Consider the following 23,398-nt stretch of genomic DNA (forward strand, 5'->3'; position numbering starts at 1 on the left):
ATGATCCGTACCCTCGCGCTCAGCCTCGTCCTCGCCGCCCCGGCCTTCGCCGTGACGGTCGGCCAGCCGGCCCCGGCGTTCACCGCCACCGACAGCAACGGCAAGGTCCATCGCCTCGCCGACTTCAAGGGCAAGCCCGTCGTCCTCGAATGGACCAATTCAGGCTGCCCCTTCGTCAAGAAACACTACGGCGCGGGCAACATGCAGGAAACGCAGGCGGCCGCCACCAAGGCCGGCGCGGTGTGGCTGACGGTCAACTCGGGCGCGCCCGGCAAGCAGGGCCATGTCGACGCCAAGGGCGCCAATGCCGAGGTCGCCGCCAACAAGGCCAAGCCCACCGCCTATCTGCTCGACCCGACCGGCGCGATCGGCCGGGCGTACGATGCCAAGACGACGCCGCACATCTACGTCATCGATGCCAAGGGCAATCTCGCCTACCAAGGCGCGATCGACGACAAGCCGACCGCCGACCCCGCCGACATCAAGGGCGCGACCAACCTCGCGCTCGCGGCGCTCAACGACGTGAAGGCGGGCAAGCCGGTGAAGGTGGCGACGTCCAAGCCCTACGGGTGTGCGGTCAAGTACGGGTAATCCTTAGCGAAACAGCCGAATCTTCCGCCTTCTTACTCTTCGCGACTTCGCGCCTTCGCGTGAAATCCTATGTCCCGGCCTCTACCAAAAGCGGGACCGAAGTTTTTCACGCGAAGGCGCGAAGAAGCGAAGGCGCGAAGAAGCAGGAAAGCTAGCTTCCTATCGCTTGAACACCCGCTTGCCCCCTACCCACGTCTCCTCGACCCCAATCTTCCACAACCCATCCGCCGGAAGCACGAACGGGTCCGCGTCCACCAGAATGAAGTCCGCCCACTGCCCGGGAACCAACGTCCCCGTGCGAACACTTCGGTTCGCCGCCGCCGCCCCGGTGGTGAAGGCCGCGAAGGCTTGCTCGCCGGTCAGCGCCTCGCCGACGCGCCACCCGGCCAGGGGCTGACCGCCCCGGTCCTGCCGCGTCACGGCGGCGTGCCAGCCATAGAAGGGGTGCGGCGGCTCGACGGGGAAGTCGCTGCCGCCCGCGAAGGCGGCGCCCGACTTGATCAGCGTCGCCCAGGCATAGCCCCCTGCCAGCCGCGCCTCGCCCAGCCGTGCCTCGGCCATGCCCTTGTCGCTGGTCGCGTGCGTCGGCTGCATCGACGCGACGACGCCGAGCTTGGCAAAGCGCGACAGGTCGGCGGGGTCGACGATCTGGGCGTGTTCGATGCGCTTCATAACCGGTGCGGTGACACCCGCGAACACGTCGAGCGCCTGCGCGTCGGCGGCGTCACCGATGGCGTGGACGGCGATGTCGAAGCCCTGGCTCGCCGCCTTCCCGACCTGCGCGCGCAACTCGGCATCGGTGTTGAACTGCAGGCCGCGGTTGCCCGGCGCGTCGGTGTAGTCGGCCTTCAGCCACGCGCCGCGCGACCCCAGCGCGCCGTCGCCGTACAGCTTGACCCCGTTGAGCGCGAGCCGCTCGCTGCCGCTCCAGCGCACGGGCGCCCTCGCGATCTTGCCGAGCGCGTCGATGCCGGCCGCATAGGCCGCGATGCGCAGCGTCAGCCGCCCCTCGCGCTCGTACTTGCGGTACAGCTGCCAGGTGCCGGGCTCGACGCCCATGTCGGCCGCCTGCGTCAGCCCGACCGATGCGAGAATCGCCATAGCCTTGTCGAGCGCCGCCATCGACTGCGCCGGCGTCGGCTTGGGTACGGCGCGGTTGACCAGCGCCATCGCGGCATCGACGAGGACGCCGCCAGGCGCGCCGCCCGCCAGCCGCTCGATGCTGCCGCCCGCCGGGGCCGGGGTCGCGGCGACGACCTTGCCCGCCGCCAGCGCGCGCGTATTCGCCCAGCCGGCATGGCCGTCGACGCGCTCGAGCCACGCCGGTCGGTCGGGCACAGCGCGGTCGAGTTCGGCGGCCGTCGGGAAGCGGCCGAGGCCCCAGCGCTCCTGGTTCCACCCGCTGCCGATGATCCACGGCGCGTTCGGATTGGCGGCGGCATAGGCCTTGATCTTCGCGAGCGCCGCGTCGAGCGAGGTCGTGTCCGACAGGTCGACCGCGAGCGCCTTGTACCCCAGGTCCATCACATGGCCGTGTGCGTCGATCAGCCCGGGCAGCAGGGTGCGGCCCCCGGCATCGACGACGGTATCGCCCTTGGCCGGCGTGGTCGTGGCGGTCCCTGCGACCCGTCCGTCATCGCCGACGACCAGCGTCGAGAAGCGCACGAGCTTGCCGCCATCGAGCGTGTAGCCGTTCGCGTTGACCACCACGGTTCGCGCCGCGGCGGGAACGCCAACAACCACCGCGGCAAGGAGCAGGCCGCGAAGATGAACAAGTAAGCGAATTTGACACCCACGAACGACCTGCGCCGACGCGCTTAAGTTCACTCTAAAGCGACGCCCACGCACATCGGTCGCGGGGCGGTCGGCGAGGGTAGAAGGAAGCCGCACGGTCATTTCACCTATCTGGCACATTGTAATCGAATAGGACAGCGAAATCAGCGCGGGTCGAAGCGCCGGATCAGGCTCGACGTGTCGTGGCGGCCGCCGCCCATCGCCTGCACGTCGGCGTAGAACTGGTCGACCAGCGCGGTCAGCGGCAGGCCCAGCCCGGCGCGCGACGCCTCGTTCAGCACCAGCCCCAGGTCCTTGCGCATCCAGTCGACCGCAAAGCCGAAATCGAACTCGCCCTTCGCCATCGTCGCGGCGCGATTGTCCATCTGCCAGCTCTGCGCCGCACCCTTGGAGATCACGTCGACCACGGCGTCGCTGTCGAGCCCCGCGGCGCGCGCGAACGCCAGCGCCTCCGCGAGCCCCTGCAGCACGCCCGCGATGGCGATCTGGTTAACCATCTTGGTCAGCTGCCCGCTGCCCGACGGCCCCATGTGCCCGACGCGCTTCGCATAGGCCGCGAGCACCGGCTGCGCGGCAGCAAACGCCGCCTCGGTGCCGCCGCACATGATCGTCAGCGCGCCGTTCTCCGCCCCCGCCTGCCCGCCCGACACCGGCGCGTCGAGCACCAGGACGCGACCCTCGCCCGCGGCCGCGATCTCGCGAGCGATCGTCGCCGACACAGTGGTGTGATCGACGAACAGCGCGCCGGGCGCCATCGCCGCGAGCGCCCCGTCCGGACCCAGGACGACGGCGCGCAGGTCGTCGTCGTTGCCCACGCACGTCAGCACCACCTCCGCGCCCGTCGCCGCCTCGGCCGGTGTCGCCGCCGCCCGCCCGCCATGCGCCGCCACCCAGGCTTGTGCCTTTGCGGCGGTGCGGTTGTACACGGTCACGTCGTGCCCCGCCGCCGCCAGATGCCGCGCCATGGGAGCGCCCATGACGCCGAGGCCGAGGAAACTCAATTTCATCCGGGGGTTCCGCTTGTGTCTGGCAGGGGTTCGTCACCGGGACTGATCGGCGTTCCGCCCGGTACGTCGGGTGTATCCACCGGCGGGGCACCGGCGACAAGTCGCCGGGCCTCTTTCGACCAGCGACAGGCGACGGTCTGGTAGGTGGCGTAGATGCCGTCGCGATAGACCCACGCCTCGGCTGTGCCGCGCCGCCAGCGCTCGCGCTGGATCCAGTCGGCAGCCGCGTTCCAGTCACGGACGAATGGACCCGCCATCCAGAGCCGGTACATCGCCTCATCGAGGATGCGGTTTTCGATCCCGATGGCGACGAGTTCGTAGTGATTGAGATAGGCCCCGACATCGAGGCGAAGCGCCTTGCTGTCGACGTCGTTCGGGTCGTCGAGGCGGTCGAAGAGATTTTCCCGCCGGACCCGCGTGAAACTGGCGTTGATACGAAGGTAGAAATCCGAAGACTCGGCCTTTTCGATCAGGTCGAGCGTCGCCTTCAGGCGAGCGGTGTCTCGGGCGTTCTTGATCGATGCGCGGGCCACGAAGATGGCGGCGCAGACCCCGAGAATAGTAGCAAGAGGCGCGAGGAGGAAAGCGTATGGAAACGCGGCGCCCGCGTCGTGGGTGACTATCGTGTACCAGGCACCAACAGCCGAAGGGACCGCCGTGCCGTCCAAGGTTTAGTCGCGAAGGCCTTCGATCGTCATCACTCGTCTCCTTCGACAAAATCGCTACCCGAAACCGGGCGGAAAGTCAAGATTACCGCCTCAACGGCGGCAGTTGCCATGGGTTGCGGTCAGTCCCCGAAAGACCCTCGATCACGCAATCCCTCGCGCATCGCTCGCTCTCCCATCGACACCCGAAAGATGGCGCCCCGCCCGCCACCGGTCAAGCCTTGCTGGCCAAGCGGGCGCCCCCCCGCTAAGCCGAAACAATGACCGCCCTCGCTACCGCCGCAGCCACCGCGCTGCCGATCGAACTCGCCGACGTCGTCGCGGCGCATATCGCGATCGGCGACAAGGTGATCCGCACGCCGTGCCTGCACAGCCGGACGCTGAGCGAGCTGACCGGTGCGCAGGTCTGGATCAAGTTCGAGAATCTGCAGTTCACCGCAGCCTACAAGGAGCGCGGGGCGCTCAACAAGTTGCTCACGCTGACGCCCGAGCAGCGGGCGCGCGGGGTCATCGCGGCGAGCGCCGGCAATCACGCGCAGGGCCTGGCGTATCATGCCGCGCGGCTGGGCATTCCGGCGACGATCGTCATGCCGCGCTTCACGCCGGTGGTGAAGGTGCAGCAGACCGAGAGCCACGGCGCGCATATCGTCCTGCATGGCGAGAAGTTCGAGGAGGCGTCGGCCGAGGCGTACCGGCTGGCGGACCTGCGCGGGCTGACCTTCGTCCACCCGTTCGACGACCCCGCGGTGATGGCCGGCCAGGGCACCGTCGCGATCGAGATGTTCGAGGATGCGCCCGCGATCGACACGCTGATCGTGCCGATCGGCGGCGGCGGGTTGATCTCCGGCATGGCGACCGTCGCCAAGGCGCGGGCGAACCCGGTCGAGGTGGTCGGCGTCCAGGCGGAACTCTACCCCTCGATGCACGCGATGCTGCGCGGCCAGACGGTAACGTGCGACGGCGACACGCTCGCCGAGGGCATCGCGGTCAAGACGCCCGGCGTGCTGACGTCGCAGGTCGTGCGCGCGCTCGTCGACGACATCGTGCTGGTGGGCGAGCGCGACCTGGAGCACGCCGTCGCCATGCTGCTGACCATCGAGAAGACGGTCGCCGAGGGTGCCGGCGCCGCGGGTCTCGCGGCGTTGCTCGCGCATCCGCGGCGCTTCCGCGGGCGGACCGTGGGCCTGGTGCTGTGCGGCGGCAATATCGACACGCGGCTGCTGGCGAACGTGCTGCTGCGCGACCTCGCGCGCGCCGGGCGGCTGGCGCGCCTGCGTATCCGGCTCAAGGACCGGCCGGGCCAGCTGTTCGAGGTCGCGCGCATCTTCGACCAGCAGCAGGTCAACATCCTCGAGGTCTATCACCAGCGCGTCTTCACCAACCTGCCGGCGAAGGGCCTGATCACCGACATCGAGTGCGAGACGCGCGACCGCGACCATCTCGACCGGCTGGTCGAGGCGCTGCGGGCGGCGAGCTATGAAGTGCGGATGATCGAGCTGGATTAAGCGCGATTAAGGCTGTTCGCGCCGCAGATTCGCAGCCACACTGCCGTCTTGGACGTGGGGAGGCTCGGGAGGGAGCGGACGCGCGCGATGACCGACCAGAGTTTCAAGTTTCCACGCTTCTTCGTCACCGCGCCGAGCCCCTGCCCCTATGTGGCGGGCCGTTTCGAGCGCAAGGTGTTCACCGAGCTGAAGCGCACCGACGCGCCCGAGATGAACGAGGCGCTGGCCCGCATCGGATTTCGCCGCTCGCAGAACATCGTGTACCGCCCGTCGTGCGACGGCTGCAACGCCTGCGTCTCGGTGCGCGTCGCGGCCGGTGCCTTCCGCCCGAGTGCCTCGCAGAAGCGGCTGCTCCGCCGTCACGCCGACCTCGACGTGCGCGCGTGCGAGCCCTGGTCGACGCAGGAGCAGTTCGACCTGCTGCAGGATTATGTCGGCGCGCGGCACCCGGCGGGCGGTATGGCGCGGATGGACGCCTTCGACTTCGCCGACATGATCGAGCATTCGCCGGTCGACACGATCGTCGTCGAATACCGCGAGCCCGCTGCCCCCGACGGCACCCCGGGCCGCCTTGTCGGGGCGTGCCTGACCGACAAGCAGTCCGACGGCCTGTCGATGGTCTACAGCTTCTTCGCCCCCGACCTGCCCGACCGGCGGGGGCTTGGCACCTTCATCATCCTCGACCACGTCGTCCGCGCAGGCCGCGCCGGGCTGCCCTACGTCTATCTCGGCTACTGGATCGATGGCTGCGACCGCATGGCGTACAAGACGCGTTTCAAGCCCGTCGAGCTGCTCGGCGCGCACGGCTGGCGGCGCGTTGCCCCATAGCCGGGCGGCGTGATAGGATCGCGCCGCAGACGGGGGGAGCGGGCCATGCGGATTATCGTTGCAAGCCTGATGCTGGCGCTGGCCGCACCGGCGGCGGCGGTCGGCGTGCCCCACGTGTCCAACGGGGCGCAGTCGATCGTCGGCTTCGACAATGTCCCGCTCGGCACGACCGGCTTCCAGACCGGCGAGATCCCGACCTATGTCAGCGGCGGTGTCGTCGTGGCGGGCACCCCGGCGAACCCGGCGAAGTCGGGCATGCAGGTGTTCGGCGGCACGTCGATCCTCGTCACCGTCGGCCCGGCGCTGAATGACCTGAACGATTATTGCTGGCCCGATTTCGGCGCGTTCGTCACGGGGACCGCCGAGATCTTCCTCGAGCTCAGCGAATACGACCCCGACCTGCAGGTCGAGGTTCTGGTCCGGACGACGTCGGTGGGCGCGGGCGAGCACATGTACCTGTCGGGCGGCTCGAACGACATGGTCTACGGCCTCTACACGAGCGGGCGCTTCTTCTCGGCGGAGTCTTTCACAATGGACGCGCTGGCGCTCGGCCTGCCGAACATCGCGCCGGGCATTCCCGAGCCCGCGACCTGGGCGCTGCTCATCACCGGCTTCGGCCTGACGGGCACGGCCTTGCGGCGGCGTCGCGGGGTCGCCGCCTGAAACCCCTGGGCTTTACCGGTTCCACGCTCGACCGTGCCGACGCCATGCGGCGCGACGCCGGCGCGATGGTCGCGGCGCGCGCCGATCCAGCCGCGCGCTGGCTGGTGTTCGACGATCTGAAGCCCGTGCTGACCGCCGACGGCGACCTGCTCTGGGCCTATCGCTCGGACATTCCGCACGACGCGGTATCGGTGTTCCTCGGCCTCGACGGCGACGCGCCACGCTTTGCCGCGGCCGCCAGCGCCGACGAGCTGGACGGGGTCGCTACCGAGGCGCGTGCGGCGGGGGCACTCCTCGCCGCCAGCGCCGACCCGGGACGGGCGGGGATCGTCGCACAGGGGCGATCGCTGCTCGATTGGCACGCGCGCCACCGCTTCTGCGCCAACTGCGCTGCGCCGACGGTCTTTGCCAAGGCCGGCTATGCACGCACCTGCCCGGCGTGCGGCGCCGAGCATTTTCCACGCACCGATCCGGTGGTCATCATGCTGGCGATCAAGGGCGACCATGCGCTGGTCGGGCGGCAGCCGCGCTTTCCGAAGCGCTTCTTCTCGGCGCTCGCGGGCTTCGTCGAGCCGGGCGAAAGCATGGAGGAGGCGGTGGCGCGCGAACTCTACGAGGAGGCGGGGATCGCGGTCAGCAACGTCCGCTACATCGCCAGCCAGCCCTGGCCCTTCCCGTCGAGCCTGATGATCGGCGCCTTCGCCGATGCGGGCGGCTACGAACTCCACCTGGATGGCGAAGAACTCGAGGAGGCGCGCTGGGTGACCAAGGCCGAGGTGCGCGCGGCGCTCGCGGGCACCGGCGACTGGCTCGCTCCGCCACCCCTGGCGATCGCGCGGACGCTGCTCGAAGAGTGGGTACGCTAGACAGCGTCATCCCCGCGCAAGCGGGGATCCATCACCTGACTTCGGAAATGGACCCCGCCTGCGCGGGGATCACAATGTTAGCTGAAAGCTGAGACCTTACTGCGGCGTGGTCGTGACCGTCGTCGTGGTCTTCTCGGTCGCGGGCGTCGTGACGCGCTTGGTCGCGTACTTGACCGGAACGCGCTTCGTCGTCGTCTTCGCGGGCGTCTTCACGACCTTGGTCTCGACGGTCGTGGTCGGCGGTGCGACCGGGGCGGGCGGCGCGACGATCACCGGCGGTGCGGCGCGCGCAGCGGCGGCATCGGCAGCAGCAGCGGAAGCAGCAGCCTCGGCAGCGGCGGCACGGGCGTTGGCGTCGGCCGCGGCATCCTGGGCGTTGGCTGCAGCAGCCTCGGCGCCCTGCGTACGCGCCTGCTCGGCGCCCTGCTTGTTCTGGTTGGCGCTCACCAGCGCGGCGTCGGCGAGGTCGGCGGCGCGGCGCGCGTCGGCCTGGGCCTCCTTCTTGTCACCCTTGGCAAGGCGGGTCTCGGCGCTGCTCAGCGCGGCGCGAGCCTGGCCCTGCAGGCCGGCAGCGTCGGTGGCGGCACCGACCTTGTCGCCAGCTTCGATCTTGGCGCGGGCTTCGGCGATCGCCGCACGAGCCTTGGCCTTGTCGTCTTCGGCATGGGCCGGGGCGGTCGACAGCGCGAGCAGCGCGCCGATGCCGACGGTCTGCAGAGCCTTGGTAAAGTAACGCATAGCAACGAACTCCTTGACTGTTGTTCCGCGCGCCCAACGTTGAGAGGGTGAACTAGTTCCACTGAAGAACAGCAGAGCAATGTTAACCCCGCGTTCAGCAAAGTATTCGCGCCGCGCAGTACGCCCAGCTAGGCGCGCTGCGATGAAACGAACATGAACTACAGGGGGGCCAGCTGCAGTTAGACTGCAGCGATGGCGACGCCGGCGTCAGGCGGGGGCGTCGGCGATCATCGCGGTAAAGCGTGCCTCGGCCACGGTCTTGCCGTTGACCACGGCACGGCCCGCGAACTTACACACCGTCGAACGGCGCTGGATGAACTCTACGTGCAGGTCCATCAGGCAGCCCGGCTCGACCGGCGAGCGGAATTTCGCATCCTCGATCGCCATGAAATAGACGAGCTTGCCGGTGCCCGCGAGGTTCATGCTGCGGATCGCCAGCACGCCGGCGGTCTGCGCCAGCGCCTCGACGATCAGCACGCCGGGCATGATCGGGCGGCCGGGGAAGTGGCCTGCGAAAAACGGCTCGTTGATCGTCACCGCCTTGACGCCGCGCGCCGACCGGTCGGGGACAATATCCTCGACCCGGTCGACGAGCAGCATCGGGAAGCGATGCGGGATCAGCGACATCACCGCCGCCACGTCTGCAGAGCTCATCGTGGCGGCGGCGTCACTCACTTGGCGGCAGGCGCAGCAGCCGGCGGAGCAGCCGAGACGCGCGGCAGCGCCTTGTCGAGGCGGGCGACGACGTCCTTGGTGACATCGAGCGCTGCCGTGTGCTGCAGCGTCGCGCCCTCGGCGAGGACGATCGACGCGCCACGCTCACGCATCACGGTCGAGATGATCGGCTGCGCGCCCTCGTTGATCTGACGCAGCACGTTCTGACGCGCCGCCTCGAAATCCTGGTTGCGCTTGGCGAGGTCCTGCTCGTCCTTGGTCTTGCGCGTCTGCATCTCGCGCGCCTTGGTCTCCCAGGCGGTGGCGGCTGCACCCGGCGCGGTCGGACGCGTCTTGAGCAGGGCCTGCTCCTCGGTGCCGTACTGCGTGCGCAGCGACTGGAGGCGGGCCTGGATGCCGTCGAAACGGGTCTTCAGCTCGTTCTGCGCCTGCTTGCCGGCGACCGAGGTCGAGATGATCTCTTCCATGTCGACGATCACGATGACCGGCGCGGGGAGCGTCTGCGCCATCAGCGGGGTGGCGAGCAGGGTCGTCGCGAGTGCGAGAGATTTGAACATGTTGGTCATCAGAATTGGGTTCCTACGTTGAATGTAAACAGCTGGTCGTCGTCGCCTTCTTCCTTCAGCAACGCCTTGGCAAGATCGAACCGGAACGGCCCGAACGGCGAGTTCCACGACACGCCGGCACCGACCGAGACACGCGGCTTGGGACTGTTGCCTTGGAAAAACTCCTGGAAGCCCGACGAGCCTGCCGTGTTGGCGACGCACGGCCCATCCGACGGGTCCGACGGCTGGAGGACCGTCGTCGGGCCGTTTTGGCAGCTGAGCCGCGGACGACGCAGCCCGAAGACCGCGCCGACGTCGGTGAAGATCGACGGCCGCAGGCCGAGTTCCGCCCCCGCCGAACCCAGCGGGATCTGGATTTCGGCGCGCCCGCGGTAGAAGGCACGACCACCCAGCGCGTCGTCGGTGAAGCTGTTCTTCTCGAACGACGGGTTGCCGTTCGCATCGAGCAGGCGGCGGATGACGCGCGGACCGACGCCGCGGATCGCGAAGCCGCGGATCTGAGGCTCGCCGAGGAAGAAGCGGTCGTTGATGCGGATCTTATCCTGGCCCGGACCCGGCTCGTCGCCATAGCCGTAGATATAGCCGCCCTCGACGCCGAGGTTGAGCACGAAGCCCGTCCCGAACAGCGCCCAGTATTTGTCGAAGGTGCCGCGCGTCCGCAGATATTGGACGCCGCCGCCGACACCAGCGAAGTCCTGGCTGAAGGTGAAGCGCTGACCGGCGCTCGGGCGCAGGCGGTTGTTCAGGTCGTCGTAGATGATGCTGTAGCCGACCGACGACGTCGTCCGCTTGCCGACCGCGTCGCACAGATAGCGTCCGGCGAGCAGCGGATCGCAGACACCGTTGGTGAAGTAGATGTCGTCGAGCCCGATGTCGTCGAGGCTGATACCGTAGCGCAGCGACGCCGCCCAATATTCGGTGATCGGGAAGCCGGCGCGCACCTGCGCGCCCGTCGTGACGTTGGTATAGGTCGTGTCGCGCTCGTTGCCGTTGCCGGTGTAGCGGAACGAGCGATAGTCGCGGCGGAAGATGTCGAAGCCCAGCGCGAGGTTGCGCCCGAACAGGTACGGCTCGGTAAAGCCCGCCTCGACCGACTTCGAATAGCTCGAGACGTTCGCCGAGGCACGCAGCGTCTGGCCGAGGCCGCGGAAGTTGCGCTGTTCGATCGACAGGCTGAGGATGAACCGCTCGAGGCTCGAGAAGCCCGCCGAAACCTGCAGCGAGCCGGTCGGCTTTTCCTGGACGTTAGCTTCGAGGATGACCTTGTCGGGGGCCGAACCGGGCTTCTGTTCGATCTCGAACTTCTCCTGGAAGAAGCCCAGGCCCTGGATACGGTCGCGCGTCCGCTTGACCTTGAAGCTGTTGAAGGCATCGCCCTCCGCAACGCGGAACTCGCGGCGGATAACCGTGTCCTTGGTCAGCGTGTTGCCGTTGATGTTGATCTTTTCGATGTAGTTACGCGCCGCCTCGTTGATCGCGAAGGTGACGTTCATCTCGCGCTTTTCCTTGTCGCGATCGAACTGCGGGCGCACCTCGGCAAAGGCGTAGCCCAGCAGTCCGGCGGTCTCGGACAGCGTCTCGACACTATTCTCGATCTTCTGCGCGTTATACCACTCGCCGGGCTCGATCCGGATCAGCGGCTTGAAATCCTTCGACTTGATGTCGCGGATCTGGCTGTCGAGTTCGACGCGGCCGAACTTGTAGCGCTCGCCCTCCTCGATCACGTAGGTGACGATGAAGTCCTTGCGGTCGGGCGTCAGCTCGGCGACCGACGAGACGACGCGGAAGTCGGCATAGCCTTCGGTAAGATAGAACTGGCGCAGCTTCTGCTGGTCGTACGCCAGGCGATCGGGGTCGTAGGTGTCGTTCGAGGTGAAGAAGCGGTACGGGCGCGCCTGGCGCGTCGCCATCGCGCCGCGCAGCTCGCCGTCCTTGAACTTGGTGTTGCCCAGGATGTTGATCTGGCGGACCTTGGACTTGGCACCCTCGTTGATCTCGAACACCAGGTCGACGCGGTTCTGGTCGAGCTGGACGATCTTGGGCTCGACCGACGCGGCGAAGCGCCCCGACCGGCGATAAAGCTCGAGGATGCGGGCGACGTCGGCACGGGCCTTGGATCGCGTGAAGATCTGGCGGGGGGCGGCGCGCACCTCCTCGCGGATCTTGTCTTCCTTCACCCGCTTCGCACCCTCGACGATGATGCGATTGATGACGGGGTTTTCCTTGACCTCGACGACGAGCGTGCCGGCATCGTCGCGGATCGTCACGTCGGCGAACAGCTCGGACGCATATAAATCCTTCAATGCCTTGTCGAGGCGCTCGCGGTCATAGCTGTCGCCGGGTTCGAGCTCGACGTAGGAGCGCACCGTCTCGGGCTCCAGGCGCTCGGTGCCGCGGATGACGATGGCGCGCACCGTCCCCGTCGGGTTGGCGACCGCAGGCACCGCAGGCAATGCGGCGGGCGCCGGCGCGGGCGCCGTCTGGGCGGAAAGCGGCGCGGCGCAGAGCGCAGTGCCGAGAAGAAGCATGGGAGTCAGCCGGCTGCTCGGCCGCTTCGTCCCTGGCATAAGATTCACGCGTAACCCGCCCTTCAACCCTGTCGACCGTTCAGTCGCTCGCCCGAGGCCATGCCCCCTCAGCCGAGCAACCCAGAAAGATGCCGCCACACGCCGATCGACCCAAGGTCGTTGAAGGTCAGGAAGACCATCAGCGAGACCAGAGCCGCAAACCCCGACATGAACGCCCATTGCTGGACACGTTCGCCCAAGGGCCGACGCCGCACTGCCTGCAGCGCGTAGAGGAACAGATGCCCGCCGTCCAGCATCGGGATGGGCAGCAGGTTAACGAAACCGAGGTTGATCGAGATCAGCGCGACGAATTCGATCAGGTTCGGCAGGCCCAGCGAGGCCTGTTGTCCGGACAACTGCGCCATCTTGATCGGGCCGCCGAGTTCCTTGACCGAGCGGCGGCCGCTGATGATCTGCCACAGGCCCTTGACCGACGCTTCGACGACGAACGCCGTGTGGCGTACCGCCTGCGGGATCGCGCCGAGCGCCGAGACGGGAACGTACTGCGGCCGTCCGCTGAGCAGGCCCAGACGGCCGCTCTGGTAGGAGTTGCCGAAGCGGTCGGTCTCGAAGATCACCTTGGGCGCGATGGTCAGGTCGCGGACCGCACCGCCTCGCGCGATGCGCACGACCATCGGCTCGCCCGAATTGACCGCGACCTTGCCCGAGATCGCCTCGAAGCTGGCGATCGGCTTGCCGTCGATCGCGACGATCTGGTCCCCCGCGACGACGCCCGCTGCCGCTGCCGCACCGCCGGGCTGCACCGCAGCGACGATCGCCGGCGTCACGGTCTTGCCGTAGGTCATGAAGAAGCCGGCGTAGATCAGGATCGCCAGCGCGAAATTGGTTAGCGGGCCGGCGGCGGTGATCGCCGCCTTCTGCCACAGCGGCGCGAAGTGGAAGAGGCCCTTGCGCTCGCTTAGCGGCGTGTCCTCGATGGTCGCATCGGGCTGGCTCGCCTCGTTGAGGTCGCCCGCGAACTTGACGTAGCCGCCGAGCGGCAGCCAGCCGAGCTTCCACCGCGTGCCGCGCTTGTCGGTCCAGCCGAAGATCTCGCGGCCGAAGCCGATCGAGAAGGTGTCGGCGCGGACGCCGCACAGCCGGGCGACGTAATAGTGACCGAACTCATGCACGAAGACGAGCGTGCCGATGACGCCGATGAACACCATCACGGTGAACGGCAGACCGGGTTGCAGCGTCGGCATCAGTGCAGTCGACTCCCCATCGCCTCGCGTGCCGCGGCACGTGCCGCCTCGTCGACGGCGACCACCTCGTCGAGCGACCGGCAGGCTTGCGCGGTCACCCGGTCGAGCGTCTCGCCGACGATTGCGGCGATATCGAGGAACGAGAGTTGACCGGCGATGAACGCCGCGACCGCGACCTCGTTGGCGGCGTTGAGGATGCACGGGCTCGACCCCCCTGCCCGCAGCGCATCCCAAGCCAGGCCGAGCGCCGGGAAACGCGCGAAATCAGGGGCCTCGAAGGTCAGGCTGCCGATCGACGCGAGGTCGAGGCGCGCGCATGGCGTCGCCATCCGCTCGGGCCAGGCCAGCGTGTAGGCGATCGGCGTGCGCATGTCGGGCGTGCCGAGCTGCGCCAGCACCGAGCCGTCGATATACTCGACCAAGCTATGCACCACCGACTGCGGATGGACGAGCACCTCCAGCTGATCGGCGCGAACAGGGAACAAATGATGCGCCTCGATCAGCTCGAGACCCTTGTTCATCAGCGTCGCCGAGTCGACCGAGATCTTGGCGCCCATCGACCAGACCGGGTGCTTGCACGCCTGCGCGACGGTCGCGACGCGCATCTCGGCGTCCGACGCGGTGCGGAACGGCCCGCCGCTCGCGGTCAGGATGACGCGGCTGACGCGCTCGGGCCGCGCGAAGTCGAAGCATTGCCAGATCGCGTTGTGCTCGCTGTCGACGGGCAGAAGCGTCGCCCCAGTGCGCGCCGCAGTCGCGGTGACGAGGTCGCCCGCGCAGACCAGCGTTTCCTTGTTGGCGATCGCGACGGTGCGCCCCTGCTCGACCGCCGCGAGCGTCGGCGCGAGGCCCGCATAGCCGACGATCGCCGCCATCACGACGTCGACATCGGCGCGTGCCGCCTCGCAGAGCGCCGCGGTGCCCGCCGCCGCCTCGATGCCCGTGCCCGCGAGCGCGTCGCGCAGCGCCGCATAGGCGCTCTCGTCGGCGACCACGGCGCGGCGTGCCCCTACGGCCTTCGCCTGCGCCGCCAAGCCGAGCGCGTCGCGGTTGGCGGTCAGCGCCTCGACGCGCCACTCGCTTGGACTCCGGGAGATCAGGTCGAGCGTCGACTGGCCGACCGAACCCGTGCTGCCGAGGACGGTGATCCCCCTCATCGCAGCACCGCGACGAAGCCGAGCGCGCTGAGCACCGCCACCGGCACCAGCCCGTCGAGCCGGTCGAGGACGCCGCCGTGGCCGGGCAGCAGGCGGCCCGAATCCTTGACGCCGGTGTTGCGCTTCATCCAGCTCTCGAACAGGTCGCCCCCCTGCGCGACGACGGCGAGAACCCCGCCCGCGATCAATGCATAATCCTTCACCGGTCCCGACATCTGGAAATAGGCCGCAACACCGTACGCTGTCAGCGCCGCGCCGACTACTCCGCCGCCCAGCCCGGCCCAGGTCTTGTTGGGGCTGATCGCCGGCGCCAGTTTCGGCCCGCCGATGGCGCGGCCGGCGAAATAGGCGAAGATGTCGGTCGCCCAGACGATGCTAAGCGTCCACACCGTCAGCATGATTCCCGACGGCTGCGCGCGAAGTACGATCAGCGCGATTGCCGGCAGGCCGCAGTACAGCACACCCCCGACCACCCAGGCGAAACGCCCGCCGAAGTTGCGCGCGAACAGCCCGAGCGCCAGCGCCGCACCGCCGAGGGTCAGCAGCGCCTGCGAGGCGGGCCCGTAGCTCGCAAGGAAGATCGTCGCCGCCAGCGCAGCGAGCCCCGCGAGGCGGATAAAGCGCGGCAGGCCGTGCATCACTGACCATTCGGCGAACATCAGCAACACCGCGAGCGCGACCAGCGCAGTGAACGCCGTCCCGCCGAAATACACCGCCGCGACCGCGAGCGTGATCAGCACCAGCCCCGTCAGGATGCGAGTGGTCAGCGGCCCGCGCGCCGCGAGCAGGGTTTTAACGTCCACCAAAGCGCCGCTCGCGGGTGGTGAATTCGGCACAGGTCTCGGCGAGTGCGGCGCCGTCGAAATCGGGCCACAGCCGTTCGGTGACGACGAATTCGGCGTACGCCGCCTGCCACAGCAGGAAGTTCGACAGGCGCTGCTCGCCCGAGGTGCGGACGACGACATCGGGCGGCGGCAGGCCGGCGGTGTCGAGCCGCGCCTCGAAAGCCGCGGCGTCGATCGCGTCGGGTGCGACCTCGCGGGCGAGTGCCTGTGCCGCACGAATGATCTCGTCCTGCCCGCCGTAGTTGAGCGCGATGACCAATGTCATGCGGGTGTTGCCCGCCGTGCGCGTCCGCGCATCTTCGAGCAACGTCACTAGGTCAGGCTTCAAGGCCTTGTAATTGCCGATGAAGAGCAGCTTGATACCGTTCCGGTGCAACTCGGCGAGTTCGCTGCGGACATAGTGGCGGAGCAGGCCCATCAGGTCGCCGACTTCGTCCGCCGGCCGCTTCCAGTTCTCGGAAGAGAAGGCGTAGAGCGTCAGAACCTCGATACCCAGGTCGGGTGCGGCCTCGACGATGCGGCGCACGGCCTCGACCCCGGCGCGGTGGCCGGCGACGCGCGGCAGGTGGCGCGCCTTCGCCCAACGGCCGTTGCCGTCCATGATGATGGCGACATGGCGCGGACCGGCGGCCACGTCCGCGGTCGTCGCGATGGCCGCCACCGGGCTCACTTGCCGAGGATTTCCTTTTCCTTGGCCGCCGCCGCCGCATCAAGCTCGGCGATCGACTTGTCGGTCAGCTTCTGGACCTCGGCCTCGAAGCGCTTCTGGTCGTCCTGGCTGATCTTGCCCTTCTTCTCGGCGGCCTTCAGGATTTCCATGCCGTCGCGCCGCACGTTGCGCGCCGCGATGCGCGCCCCTTCGGCGTACTTGTTGGCGAGCTTCGCCAGTTCCTTGCGGCGCTCCTCGGTCAGGTCGGGGATCGGCAGGCGCAGCGTCTGGCCGTCGACGATCGGGTTGAGGCCCAGCCCCGCGGCGCGGATCGCGCGGTCGGCAGCGGCGACGTTCGACTTGTCCCAGACCTGCACCGACAGCATCCGCGATTCCGGCGCGGTCACCGTGGCGATCTGGTTCAATGGCATGCGCGCGCCATAGACCTCGATCTCGACCGGATCGAGCAGCGACACCGAGGCGCGCCCGGTACGCAGGCCGCCCAGATCGCTTTTGAACGCGTCGAGGCCGCCTGCCATCCGCCGCTCGAGATCGGCCTTGAATGCCGCGCCGTCGAAGTCCGCCATGTCTAACCCTCGTTCTTCACGATCGTCGATACGCCTTCGCCCGCGAGGACGCGCGCCAGATTGCCCGTCTCGCGAATGTTGAACACGACGATCGGGATGTTGTTGTCGCGGCACATGGCGATCGCACTCGCATCCATGACGCGAAGGTCATCGGCCAATACCTTGGAAAAGCTGACCTCGGCATAGCGCGTCGCGGTCGGGACCTTCTTGGGGTCGGCGTCGTACACGCCGTCGACGCTGGTGCCCTTGAAGATCGCATCGCACTTCATCTCGGCGGCGCGGAGCGCGGCACCGGTGTCGGTGGTGAAATAGGGGTTGCCGGTGCCGGCCGCGAAAATCACGACGCGGCCCTTCTCGAGGTGCCGTTCGGCACGGCGCCGGATGTAGGGCTCGCAGACGCTCGGCATCGGGATCGCCGACTGGACTCGCGTGTCGACACCCGCCTGCTCGAGGGCGTTCTGCACCGCGAGCGCGTTCATGACCGTCGCAAGCATGCCCATGTAATCGGCGTTCGCGCGGTCGAAGCCCTGCTGCGACGCTGCCAGCCCGCGAAAGATGTTGCCGCCGCCGACGACGAGGCACAGCTCGTGACCGGCCGCCTGCGCCAGCTTGACCTCGCCGGCGATGCGCGCGGTTTCCTGCGGATCGATGCCGAACTGGCCCGACCCCATCAGCGCCTCGCCCGAGAGTTTCAGCAGGATGCGCCGGAACGCGGGAGCTGGCATGTGTACGGCTTCCTCCCCCGAGTGTGTCGCGGACTTATCCGCCTTCGTAGTGCGCTTATGCGCTTTCGTCATCCCCGCGCAGGCGGGGACCCAAAGTCACCAAGTTCCGAGCCGACACGCACCCCTGCGCCGCGCCCTGTGACCTTGGGTCCCCGCCTTCGCGGGGATGACGAACGAACGCTTATACGCCCGCAGCCTTGGCGACCTCGGCCGCGAAGTCGCTCGTCTCGCGGTCGATGCCTTCGCCCAGCTGGAAGCGGACGAACTCGGTGACCGTGATCGGCTTGCCCGCGGCCTTCGCCGCAGCCGCGACGACGTCGCCGACCTTCGACTTGCCGTCGATCACGAAGACCTGCGTCAGCAGGCTGTTCTCCTGCCGGTACTTGCGCACGCCGCCCTCGATCATCTTTTCGGCGATTTCCGGCGTCTTGCCGCTGGCGATCGCCTTCTCGCGGGCGATGTTGCGCTCACGCTCGACGGTCTCGGCGTCGAGGCCGTCCTCGTGCAGCGCCAGCGGGTTGGCCGCCGCGATGTGCATGGCGATCTGGCGGCCCAGCGCCTCGAGCGCCGACGCATCGGCCTCGGACTCGAGCCCGACGAGCACGCCGATCTTGCCGAGGCCCGGCACGGTCGCGTTGTGCGTGTAGCTGACGACGACGCCCTGCCCGACTTCGACCAGCTTGGCGCGGCGCAGCGACTGGTTCTCGCCGATTGTCGCGATGTTGTTGGTCAGCTTGTCCTGCACGCTGCCCTCGCTGCCCGGATAGGGGGCAGCCGCGAGCGCGGCCATGTCGTCGCCCGACGCCAGCGCAATGCTCGTCACGGCGCGCACGAACGACTGGAACTGCTCGTTCTTGGCGACGAAATCGGTCTCCGAATTGACTTCGACCGCGGCGCCGCGCGTGCCCGACGTCTCGACGCCGACCAGGCCCTCGGCAGCGGTGCGCCCGCGCTTCTTGTCAGCCGCAGCGAGGCCCTTGGCACGCAGCCAGTCGATCGCGGCCTCGGTCTCGCCGCCGGTTTCGTTGAGCGCCTTCTTGCAGTCCATCATGCCCGCGCCGGTAAGCTCGCGCAGGTCCTTGACCATGGAAGCGGTAATTTCGGCCATGTCGGTGTCCTTATTCGCTTTTAACGGGTCGTCATGCTGGCGGACGCCAGCACCCATGGTCGTGCAAGCAATATGCTACGGTTTATGCACCACCGTGGGTGCTGGCGTGCGCCAGCATGACGTAATTCAGGTTCAGGCCGACGCTTCGGCGCTCTCGCCGACGGTCGAGTCAGTCGCGGAGTCCGCAACCTCTGCAACCGGCATGTCGGCAGGCGTCTCGGGCACGTGCACGCCGACTTCGCCGAGGGCTTCGACCATCGAGGTCGGCAGCGGCTCGGGCGCAGCGGCCGGCGTGAAGGTCTCCATCGGCGGCTCGTCCATCGCGCCCAGGTCGAGACCCTGGTTCGCCTGGCGGCCCTGGCGCGCCTCGATAATCGTGTCCGCGATCGCGTTGCAATATAGCAGGATGGCGCGCGACGCGTCGTCGTTGCCCGGCACCGGGAAGGCGATGCCGCTGGGATCGGTGTTGGTGTCGAGGATCGCGACGACCGGGATACCCAGCACGTTCGCTTCCTTGATCGCCAGCTCCTCCTTGTTGACGTCGATCACGAAGATCACGTCGGGAAGGCCGCCCATGTCGCGGATGCCGCCGAGGCTGAGCTCGAACTTGTCGCGCTCGCGCGTCAGCTTCAGAATTTCCTTCTTGGTGAGGCCCGCGGTGTCACCGGCGAGCTGCTCCTCCATCGTCTTGAAGCGCTTGATCGAGCCGCTGATCGTCTTCCAGTTGGTCAGCATGCCGCCGAGCCAGCGATGGTTGACGTAGAACTGGCCCGAACGGTTGGCGGCCTCGGCGATCGGCTCCTGCGCCTGGCGCTTGGTGCCGACGAACAGCACCTTGCCGCCCGCCTGGACGGTCGAGCGCACGAAGTCGAGGGCGCGCGCGAACAGCGGCACCGACTGCGACAGATCGATGATGTGGACGCCGTTGCGGTCGCCGAAGATGTAGGGCTTCATCTTCGGGTTCCAGCGATGCGTCTGGTGGCCGAAGTGGGCGCCTGCTTCCAAAAGCTGCGCCATCGAGACGACGGGAGTCGCCATAAGTAACTTTCCTTCCGGTTGAGCCGCCGCAGGGAGTGGCCGCTTCAGCGGCACCGGATATGTCCCCTGCGTGGGGTTTACGTGGATGGCGCGGTTAGCCGAGCGGGTGGACGGGGTCAAGCCGCGCGTTGCCGTGACGTCTCCGGAACGCTATTGTGCAGGGATGCTGTCCAGCGCCACGCCCGTCACCTTCATCCAGACCCGCGATGCGGCGGCGTCGGCAGCGTTCTACCAGAGCGTGCTCGGCCTGCCACTCGGAAAGCAGGACGATTTCGCGACCGTCTACGATCTCGGCTGCGCGATCCTGCGCGTGACGCACATCCCGAACTGGACCGCTGGCGGGCATCCTGCGCTCGGCTGGCACGTCGAGGATATTGCCGCCGCCTGCACCGCACTGCGCGACAAGGGCGTCGTCTTCACCATCTACGAAGGCTTCGGCCATGACGCGCTCGGCATCTGGACCGCGCCCGACGGCGGCGCCAAGGTCGCGTGGTTCGCCGATCCCGACGGCAACGTGCTGAGCCTCACGCAAGGCTGACGGAACTATCGATCGTTCAGGCACTTGTCGCTGGCCCCACCCCAGCGTCAGGAGACCACCCATGTCCGAAGCCCCCGAAGACCTGCAGGAAATCTACATCGACGAGCTGAAGGACCTGTATTCGGCGAACGACCAGATGAAGCGGGTCGTAAAGAAGCTGACGACCAAGGCCAGCGACCCCAAGCTGAAGGACATGCTGACCAAGTCGCAGGACGGCATCGAGCAGCATACGACGCTGATCAAGGAACTCCTCGCTGCGCATGACGAGAAGGTGTCGAAGGAGCATTGCAAGGGCATGGAGGGTCTCGTCGCCGAGGCCACCAAGCATGCGCTCGAGGAGGGTCCCGACAAGGGCCCGCTGCTCGATGTCATCATGATCGCGCAGTACCAGCGGATGAGCCACTACGGCATCGCAGGCTTCGGCACCGCTGCCGCCTACGCTGCCGCGCTCGGCCTCAAGGACGACCAGAAGAAGCTCAAGGCGGCGACCAAGGATATCTACGGTGCCGACGAGTTCATGACCCAGCTCGCCGAAAGCTCGGTCAACATCGAGGCCGAAGCCGAGGCCTGACCCTGGACGATGCCGCCGGTCACGCCGACCGGCGGCGTCGCATTCAGCGCAGGCCCGCGATGCGCGATGCCAGGAAATGCCGGACATTGCCGATCCGCGCCCGGTTCGCGGCAAAGGCCCGGAAGACTTCAGCTGGCAGGCCGGCCAGCGCGCGCAGGTTGAAGCGCCAATCGGCACCCTCGCCGTCGCCGTCATACCCCAGCCGGGCCATCGGTCTGCGGGCCAGCCAAGCGATGTAGCGAGCCTCGTCACCGGTCAGCCGCTGCCGCCAGCTCGTGATGGCCCCGACATCGAAACCATGGGACGCAGCCGCCGCGCGATAGGAGCTGTTGGCCATCGGCACCTCCAGCATCGCGGGATCGAACGCCACGTCCAGCCAGTCCGCGAGACTTCGGCAGGTGCGTTCGGGTTCGGCGATCAAGTCTTCGAAGCGCAACAGGCAAATACGGTGGTCGCCGCGCGCTGCCAATTTCAAGGCCGTTGCCGCCGCCGACCGCCAGATCAACGTCGCAAGCGTCAGGCCGAACGACCGGCTCGTCCGCCGCTCCTCGGCGACAATCGCCGCGCGCTGATCGGCCGATAGCTCGTCGCGGTCGAACCAGTTGTTGCGCCAGTCGCGGTACGAGGCGACGACGCCACGCGGATCGCGCATGCACACCAGCACGCGGGCGTCTGAAAATGCCGACAGCATGTCGTCGACGCGGAACAGGTGCCGCGGCGTCTTCTCCCCCCAGATCCGCTTGCCGGCACGCTCGGCCTGGAGCAGCCCATGCGCGGCGAAGCCATCGTCGGCGGTCGGGCCCTTCACCTGCCACCGCGCACGCAGCGCCGCCGCCTCCTCGGGCGTCGCATCGCCGACCCGCATGCCATAGCCGTGCCGCAGCGCCAGCAGATAGGCGAGGATGCGCTCCGTCTCGGCCGCATCCGGCACCGCGCGCGGATCACGAAGGCGTGGCCGCAGATCGTCGAACCAGTGCGTCTCAACCCCGATGTGGATGTCGGGATGGCGGATGAGCACCGACCGCGCGAGCTCGGTCCCACTGCGCGACGCGCCGACGATGAAGATCGGACCGGTCACCACGACGAGCCAGCCAAAGAGAAGCGACGAACCAGACTCCCTCGGCACGGCTCGTGCCGTCGAGGCACGAGCCGCTGGTCATCCTTGCTCCCTCTACACGACCGACACATCCCCAAGTTCGTTGCGCGTTTGGATCGCGCACGCAAACAGGAAGTCGGCCACGAGCCGACGCGCTACCGCGTGCCGACGCGCAGCAGCTTGCCGTCGGTGGCGTCGGTCAGCAGGTACAGCGCGCCGTCGGGCCCCTCGCGGACCTCGCGGATGCGCTCGCCGCGCTCGCCCACCAGCCGCTCCTCGCCGACCACCTTGTCGCCGCGCAGCACCAACCGCACAACGTCCTTGGTCTTCAGCCCGCCGATGAAGACATTTCCCTGCCACTCGGGCACGCCCTTGCCGCTGTGAATCGCCATGCCCGACGGCGCGATCACCGGATCCCAGTAATAGACCGGCTGCTCGAGCCCGGGCGCAGCGGTGATGCCCTTGCCGACGGGCTTGCCCGAATATTCCTCGCCGTAGCCGATCGTCGGCCAGCCGTAATCCTTGGCCTTGACCACCAAGTTGAGCTCGTCGCCCCCCTGAGGCCCCATCTCGACTTCCCACAGCCGGCCCTTGGCATCGAGCGCCGCCGACTGGATGTTGCGGTGCCCCGACGACCAGATCTCCGGCCGCGCGCCGGCCTTCCCGACGAAGGGATTGTCCTTCGGCACCGACCCGTCGGCATTGATCCGGATGACCTTGCCGAAATGGCTGCCGAGGTCCTGCGCCTGGACGCGACCGGGCAGGATCGACCGCTCGCCGGTCGTGATGAACAGCTTCCCGTCGGGCGCGAAGCGGATCCGCCCGCCGTAATGCATCGTCGAGTCGAGCGTCGGCAGCATGCGGAACACCACCTTCACGTCCTCGACGCGGGGTGCCGCCCCCTGCACCAGCTTGCCGCGCGCAACCGCCAGCCCGGTGCCGCCCTCGCGCGGCTCGGCATAGCTCCAGAAGATCGTTCCCGACTTCGCGAAGTCGGGCGCCAGCGTGACGTCGAACATGCCGCCCTGCCCGCGCGCGTCGGTCTTGGGCGTGCCCGTCAGCGGCGGCGACTTGGCGCCGTCGCGGGCCACGATGCGGATGCTGCCCGCCGCCTTCTCGGTGACCAGCATGCGGCCGTCGGGCAGGAAGGTCAGCGCCCAAGGCTTGTTGAACCCGGCCGCGATCTCGGTGACCGCCAGCGGTGCCCTGGTCTTCACCGCCTCGGCGCGCGTCTGCCCGGCGAAGGCCGGCTTGAATTCGGGAACGTTGGCGGGGCCGGTCGGCACGGGCGCGGCGCACGCCGGCGCGGCGAGGAGGGCGAGGGTAAGCAGGCGGTACATGCGGGGCTCCTTGGGGTGTGCCTGTGTGAAACGATTCCGAAGCGACGGGTTCCCCTTACCCTGTCATTCCGGCG

The 23,398-nt window shown here is 68.1% G+C and carries 23 protein-coding genes and 1 pseudogene; 7 read left to right on the forward strand and 17 right to left on the reverse strand.

What is annotated here, in order from left to right; all coding sequences use genetic code 11:
• Nucleotides 1-591, forward strand: coding sequence for a redoxin domain-containing protein (locus tag FMM06_RS08045; protein WP_144236745.1), 591 nt, complete (start codon nt 1-3; stop codon nt 589-591).
• A gap of 159 nt (nt 592-750) precedes the next feature.
• Here FMM06_RS08045 and FMM06_RS08050 read toward each other — a convergent pair whose 3' ends face one another.
• From FMM06_RS08050 to FMM06_RS08060, 3 genes are all read right to left on the reverse strand, one after another.
• A complete protein-coding gene (locus tag FMM06_RS08050) occupies nt 751-2,301 on the reverse strand; it encodes an amidohydrolase (RefSeq protein ID WP_235889157.1) in 1,551 nt (516 codons plus the stop codon).
• 227 nt (nt 2,302-2,528) lie between these two features.
• Complete coding sequence (locus FMM06_RS08055; RefSeq protein WP_144236747.1) at nt 2,529-3,392, reverse strand: NAD(P)-dependent oxidoreductase; 864 nt, start codon at nt 3,390-3,392, stop codon at nt 2,529-2,531.
• Complete coding sequence (locus FMM06_RS08060) at nt 3,389-4,060, reverse strand: DUF4760 domain-containing protein (RefSeq protein WP_144236748.1); 672 nt, start codon at nt 4,058-4,060, stop codon at nt 3,389-3,391. The genes FMM06_RS08055 and FMM06_RS08060 overlap by 4 nt, the downstream gene beginning before the upstream one ends.
• 257 nt (nt 4,061-4,317) lie before the next feature.
• Here FMM06_RS08060 and FMM06_RS08065 point away from each other — a divergent pair, with 257 nt between their 5' ends.
• From FMM06_RS08065 to nudC, 4 genes are all read left to right on the forward strand, one after another.
• Complete coding sequence (locus tag FMM06_RS08065) at nt 4,318-5,562, forward strand: threonine ammonia-lyase (RefSeq protein ID WP_144236749.1); 1,245 nt, start codon at nt 4,318-4,320, stop codon at nt 5,560-5,562.
• A gap of 87 nt (nt 5,563-5,649) precedes the next feature.
• The gene (locus FMM06_RS08070) at nt 5,650-6,390 is read left to right on the forward strand and encodes an arginyltransferase (RefSeq protein ID WP_144236750.1); all 741 of its coding nucleotides are present in this window, start codon (nt 5,650-5,652) and stop codon (nt 6,388-6,390) included.
• Nucleotides 6,391-6,435: 45 nt separating this feature from the next.
• Nucleotides 6,436-7,053 carry a PEPxxWA-CTERM sorting domain-containing protein gene (locus tag FMM06_RS08075; protein ID WP_235889159.1) on the forward strand — a complete coding sequence of 206 codons (618 nt, stop codon included), beginning with the start codon at nt 6,436-6,438 and terminating at the stop codon, nt 7,051-7,053.
• A 44-nt stretch (nt 7,054-7,097) separates the two neighbouring features.
• Entirely contained in the window at nt 7,098-7,919 is an 822-nt protein-coding gene (nudC, locus tag FMM06_RS08080; RefSeq protein ID WP_144236751.1) for an NAD(+) diphosphatase, read from the forward strand.
• Nucleotides 7,920-8,015: 96 nt separating this feature from the next.
• On the opposite strand, the gene FMM06_RS08085 is transcribed toward nudC, so the two are convergent.
• The 12 genes and pseudogenes from FMM06_RS08085 to rpsB all read right to left on the reverse strand — a co-directional run.
• On the reverse strand, nt 8,016-8,657 hold the full coding sequence (locus FMM06_RS08085) for a hypothetical protein (RefSeq protein WP_144236752.1): 642 nt from the start codon (nt 8,655-8,657) through the stop codon (nt 8,016-8,018).
• Between the two features lie 207 nt (nt 8,658-8,864).
• On the reverse strand, nt 8,865-9,311 hold the full coding sequence (gene fabZ, locus FMM06_RS08090) for a 3-hydroxyacyl-ACP dehydratase FabZ (protein WP_144236753.1): 447 nt from the start codon (nt 9,309-9,311) through the stop codon (nt 8,865-8,867).
• A 17-nt stretch (nt 9,312-9,328) separates the two neighbouring features.
• Nucleotides 9,329-9,898 (reverse strand): OmpH family outer membrane protein, encoded by a 570-nt coding sequence (locus FMM06_RS08095; protein ID WP_144236754.1) that lies wholly within the window; start codon nt 9,896-9,898, stop codon nt 9,329-9,331.
• On the reverse strand, nt 9,898-12,426 hold the full coding sequence (bamA, locus tag FMM06_RS08100) for an outer membrane protein assembly factor BamA (protein ID WP_235889161.1): 2,529 nt from the start codon (nt 12,424-12,426) through the stop codon (nt 9,898-9,900). Before bamA ends, FMM06_RS08095 begins: the two co-directional genes overlap by 1 nt.
• 107 nt (nt 12,427-12,533) lie before the next feature.
• On the reverse strand, nt 12,534-13,670 hold the full coding sequence (gene rseP, locus FMM06_RS08105) for an RIP metalloprotease RseP (RefSeq protein ID WP_144236755.1): 1,137 nt from the start codon (nt 13,668-13,670) through the stop codon (nt 12,534-12,536).
• Entirely contained in the window at nt 13,670-14,827 is a 1,158-nt protein-coding gene (locus tag FMM06_RS08110) for a 1-deoxy-D-xylulose-5-phosphate reductoisomerase (protein WP_144236756.1), read from the reverse strand. Before FMM06_RS08110 ends, rseP begins: the two co-directional genes overlap by 1 nt.
• A complete protein-coding gene (locus FMM06_RS08115) occupies nt 14,824-15,630 on the reverse strand; it encodes a phosphatidate cytidylyltransferase (RefSeq protein ID WP_235889164.1) in 807 nt (268 codons plus the stop codon). The genes FMM06_RS08110 and FMM06_RS08115 overlap by 4 nt, the downstream gene beginning before the upstream one ends.
• A complete protein-coding gene (gene uppS, locus FMM06_RS08120; RefSeq protein ID WP_235889240.1) occupies nt 15,620-16,273 on the reverse strand; it encodes a polyprenyl diphosphate synthase in 654 nt (217 codons plus the stop codon). The genes FMM06_RS08115 and uppS overlap by 11 nt, the downstream gene beginning before the upstream one ends.
• Nucleotides 16,274-16,338: 65 nt before the next feature.
• Nucleotides 16,339-16,908, reverse strand: coding sequence for a ribosome recycling factor (gene frr / locus FMM06_RS08125; RefSeq protein WP_144236758.1), 570 nt, complete (start codon nt 16,906-16,908; stop codon nt 16,339-16,341).
• Between the two features lie 2 nt (nt 16,909-16,910).
• A complete protein-coding gene (pyrH, locus tag FMM06_RS08130) occupies nt 16,911-17,633 on the reverse strand; it encodes a UMP kinase (RefSeq protein ID WP_144236759.1) in 723 nt (240 codons plus the stop codon).
• Between the two features lie 181 nt (nt 17,634-17,814).
• Nucleotides 17,815-18,741: a translation elongation factor Ts gene (gene tsf, locus FMM06_RS08135; RefSeq protein ID WP_144236760.1), complete on the reverse strand. Its 927-nt coding sequence runs from the start codon at nt 18,739-18,741 to the stop codon at nt 17,815-17,817.
• 300 nt (nt 18,742-19,041) lie between these two features.
• A pseudogene (gene rpsB / locus FMM06_RS08140) lies at nt 19,042-19,779 on the reverse strand (30S ribosomal protein S2); the annotation flags it as partial.
• Nucleotides 19,780-19,942: 163 nt separating this feature from the next.
• Between rpsB and FMM06_RS08145 the strand changes: the two are divergent.
• Complete coding sequence (locus tag FMM06_RS08145; RefSeq protein ID WP_185965093.1) at nt 19,943-20,317, forward strand: VOC family protein; 375 nt, start codon at nt 19,943-19,945, stop codon at nt 20,315-20,317.
• Nucleotides 20,318-20,378: 61 nt separating this feature from the next.
• The gene (locus FMM06_RS08150) at nt 20,379-20,888 is read left to right on the forward strand and encodes a YciE/YciF ferroxidase family protein (protein WP_144236763.1); all 510 of its coding nucleotides are present in this window, start codon (nt 20,379-20,381) and stop codon (nt 20,886-20,888) included.
• Nucleotides 20,889-20,931: 43 nt separating this feature from the next.
• Here the strand turns inward: FMM06_RS08150 and FMM06_RS08155 are convergent, their stop codons facing one another.
• The gene (locus tag FMM06_RS08155; protein WP_185965094.1) at nt 20,932-21,966 is read right to left on the reverse strand and encodes a sulfotransferase family protein; all 1,035 of its coding nucleotides are present in this window, start codon (nt 21,964-21,966) and stop codon (nt 20,932-20,934) included.
• Nucleotides 21,967-22,139: 173 nt separating this feature from the next.
• A complete protein-coding gene (locus FMM06_RS08160) occupies nt 22,140-23,324 on the reverse strand; it encodes a PQQ-dependent sugar dehydrogenase (RefSeq protein WP_144236765.1) in 1,185 nt (394 codons plus the stop codon).
• Between the last annotated feature and the right edge of the window lie 74 nt (nt 23,325-23,398).

The sequence above is a fragment of the Glacieibacterium frigidum genome (assembly GCF_007097155.1).
Lineage (GTDB): Bacteria > Pseudomonadota > Alphaproteobacteria > Sphingomonadales > Sphingomonadaceae > Glacieibacterium > Glacieibacterium frigidum.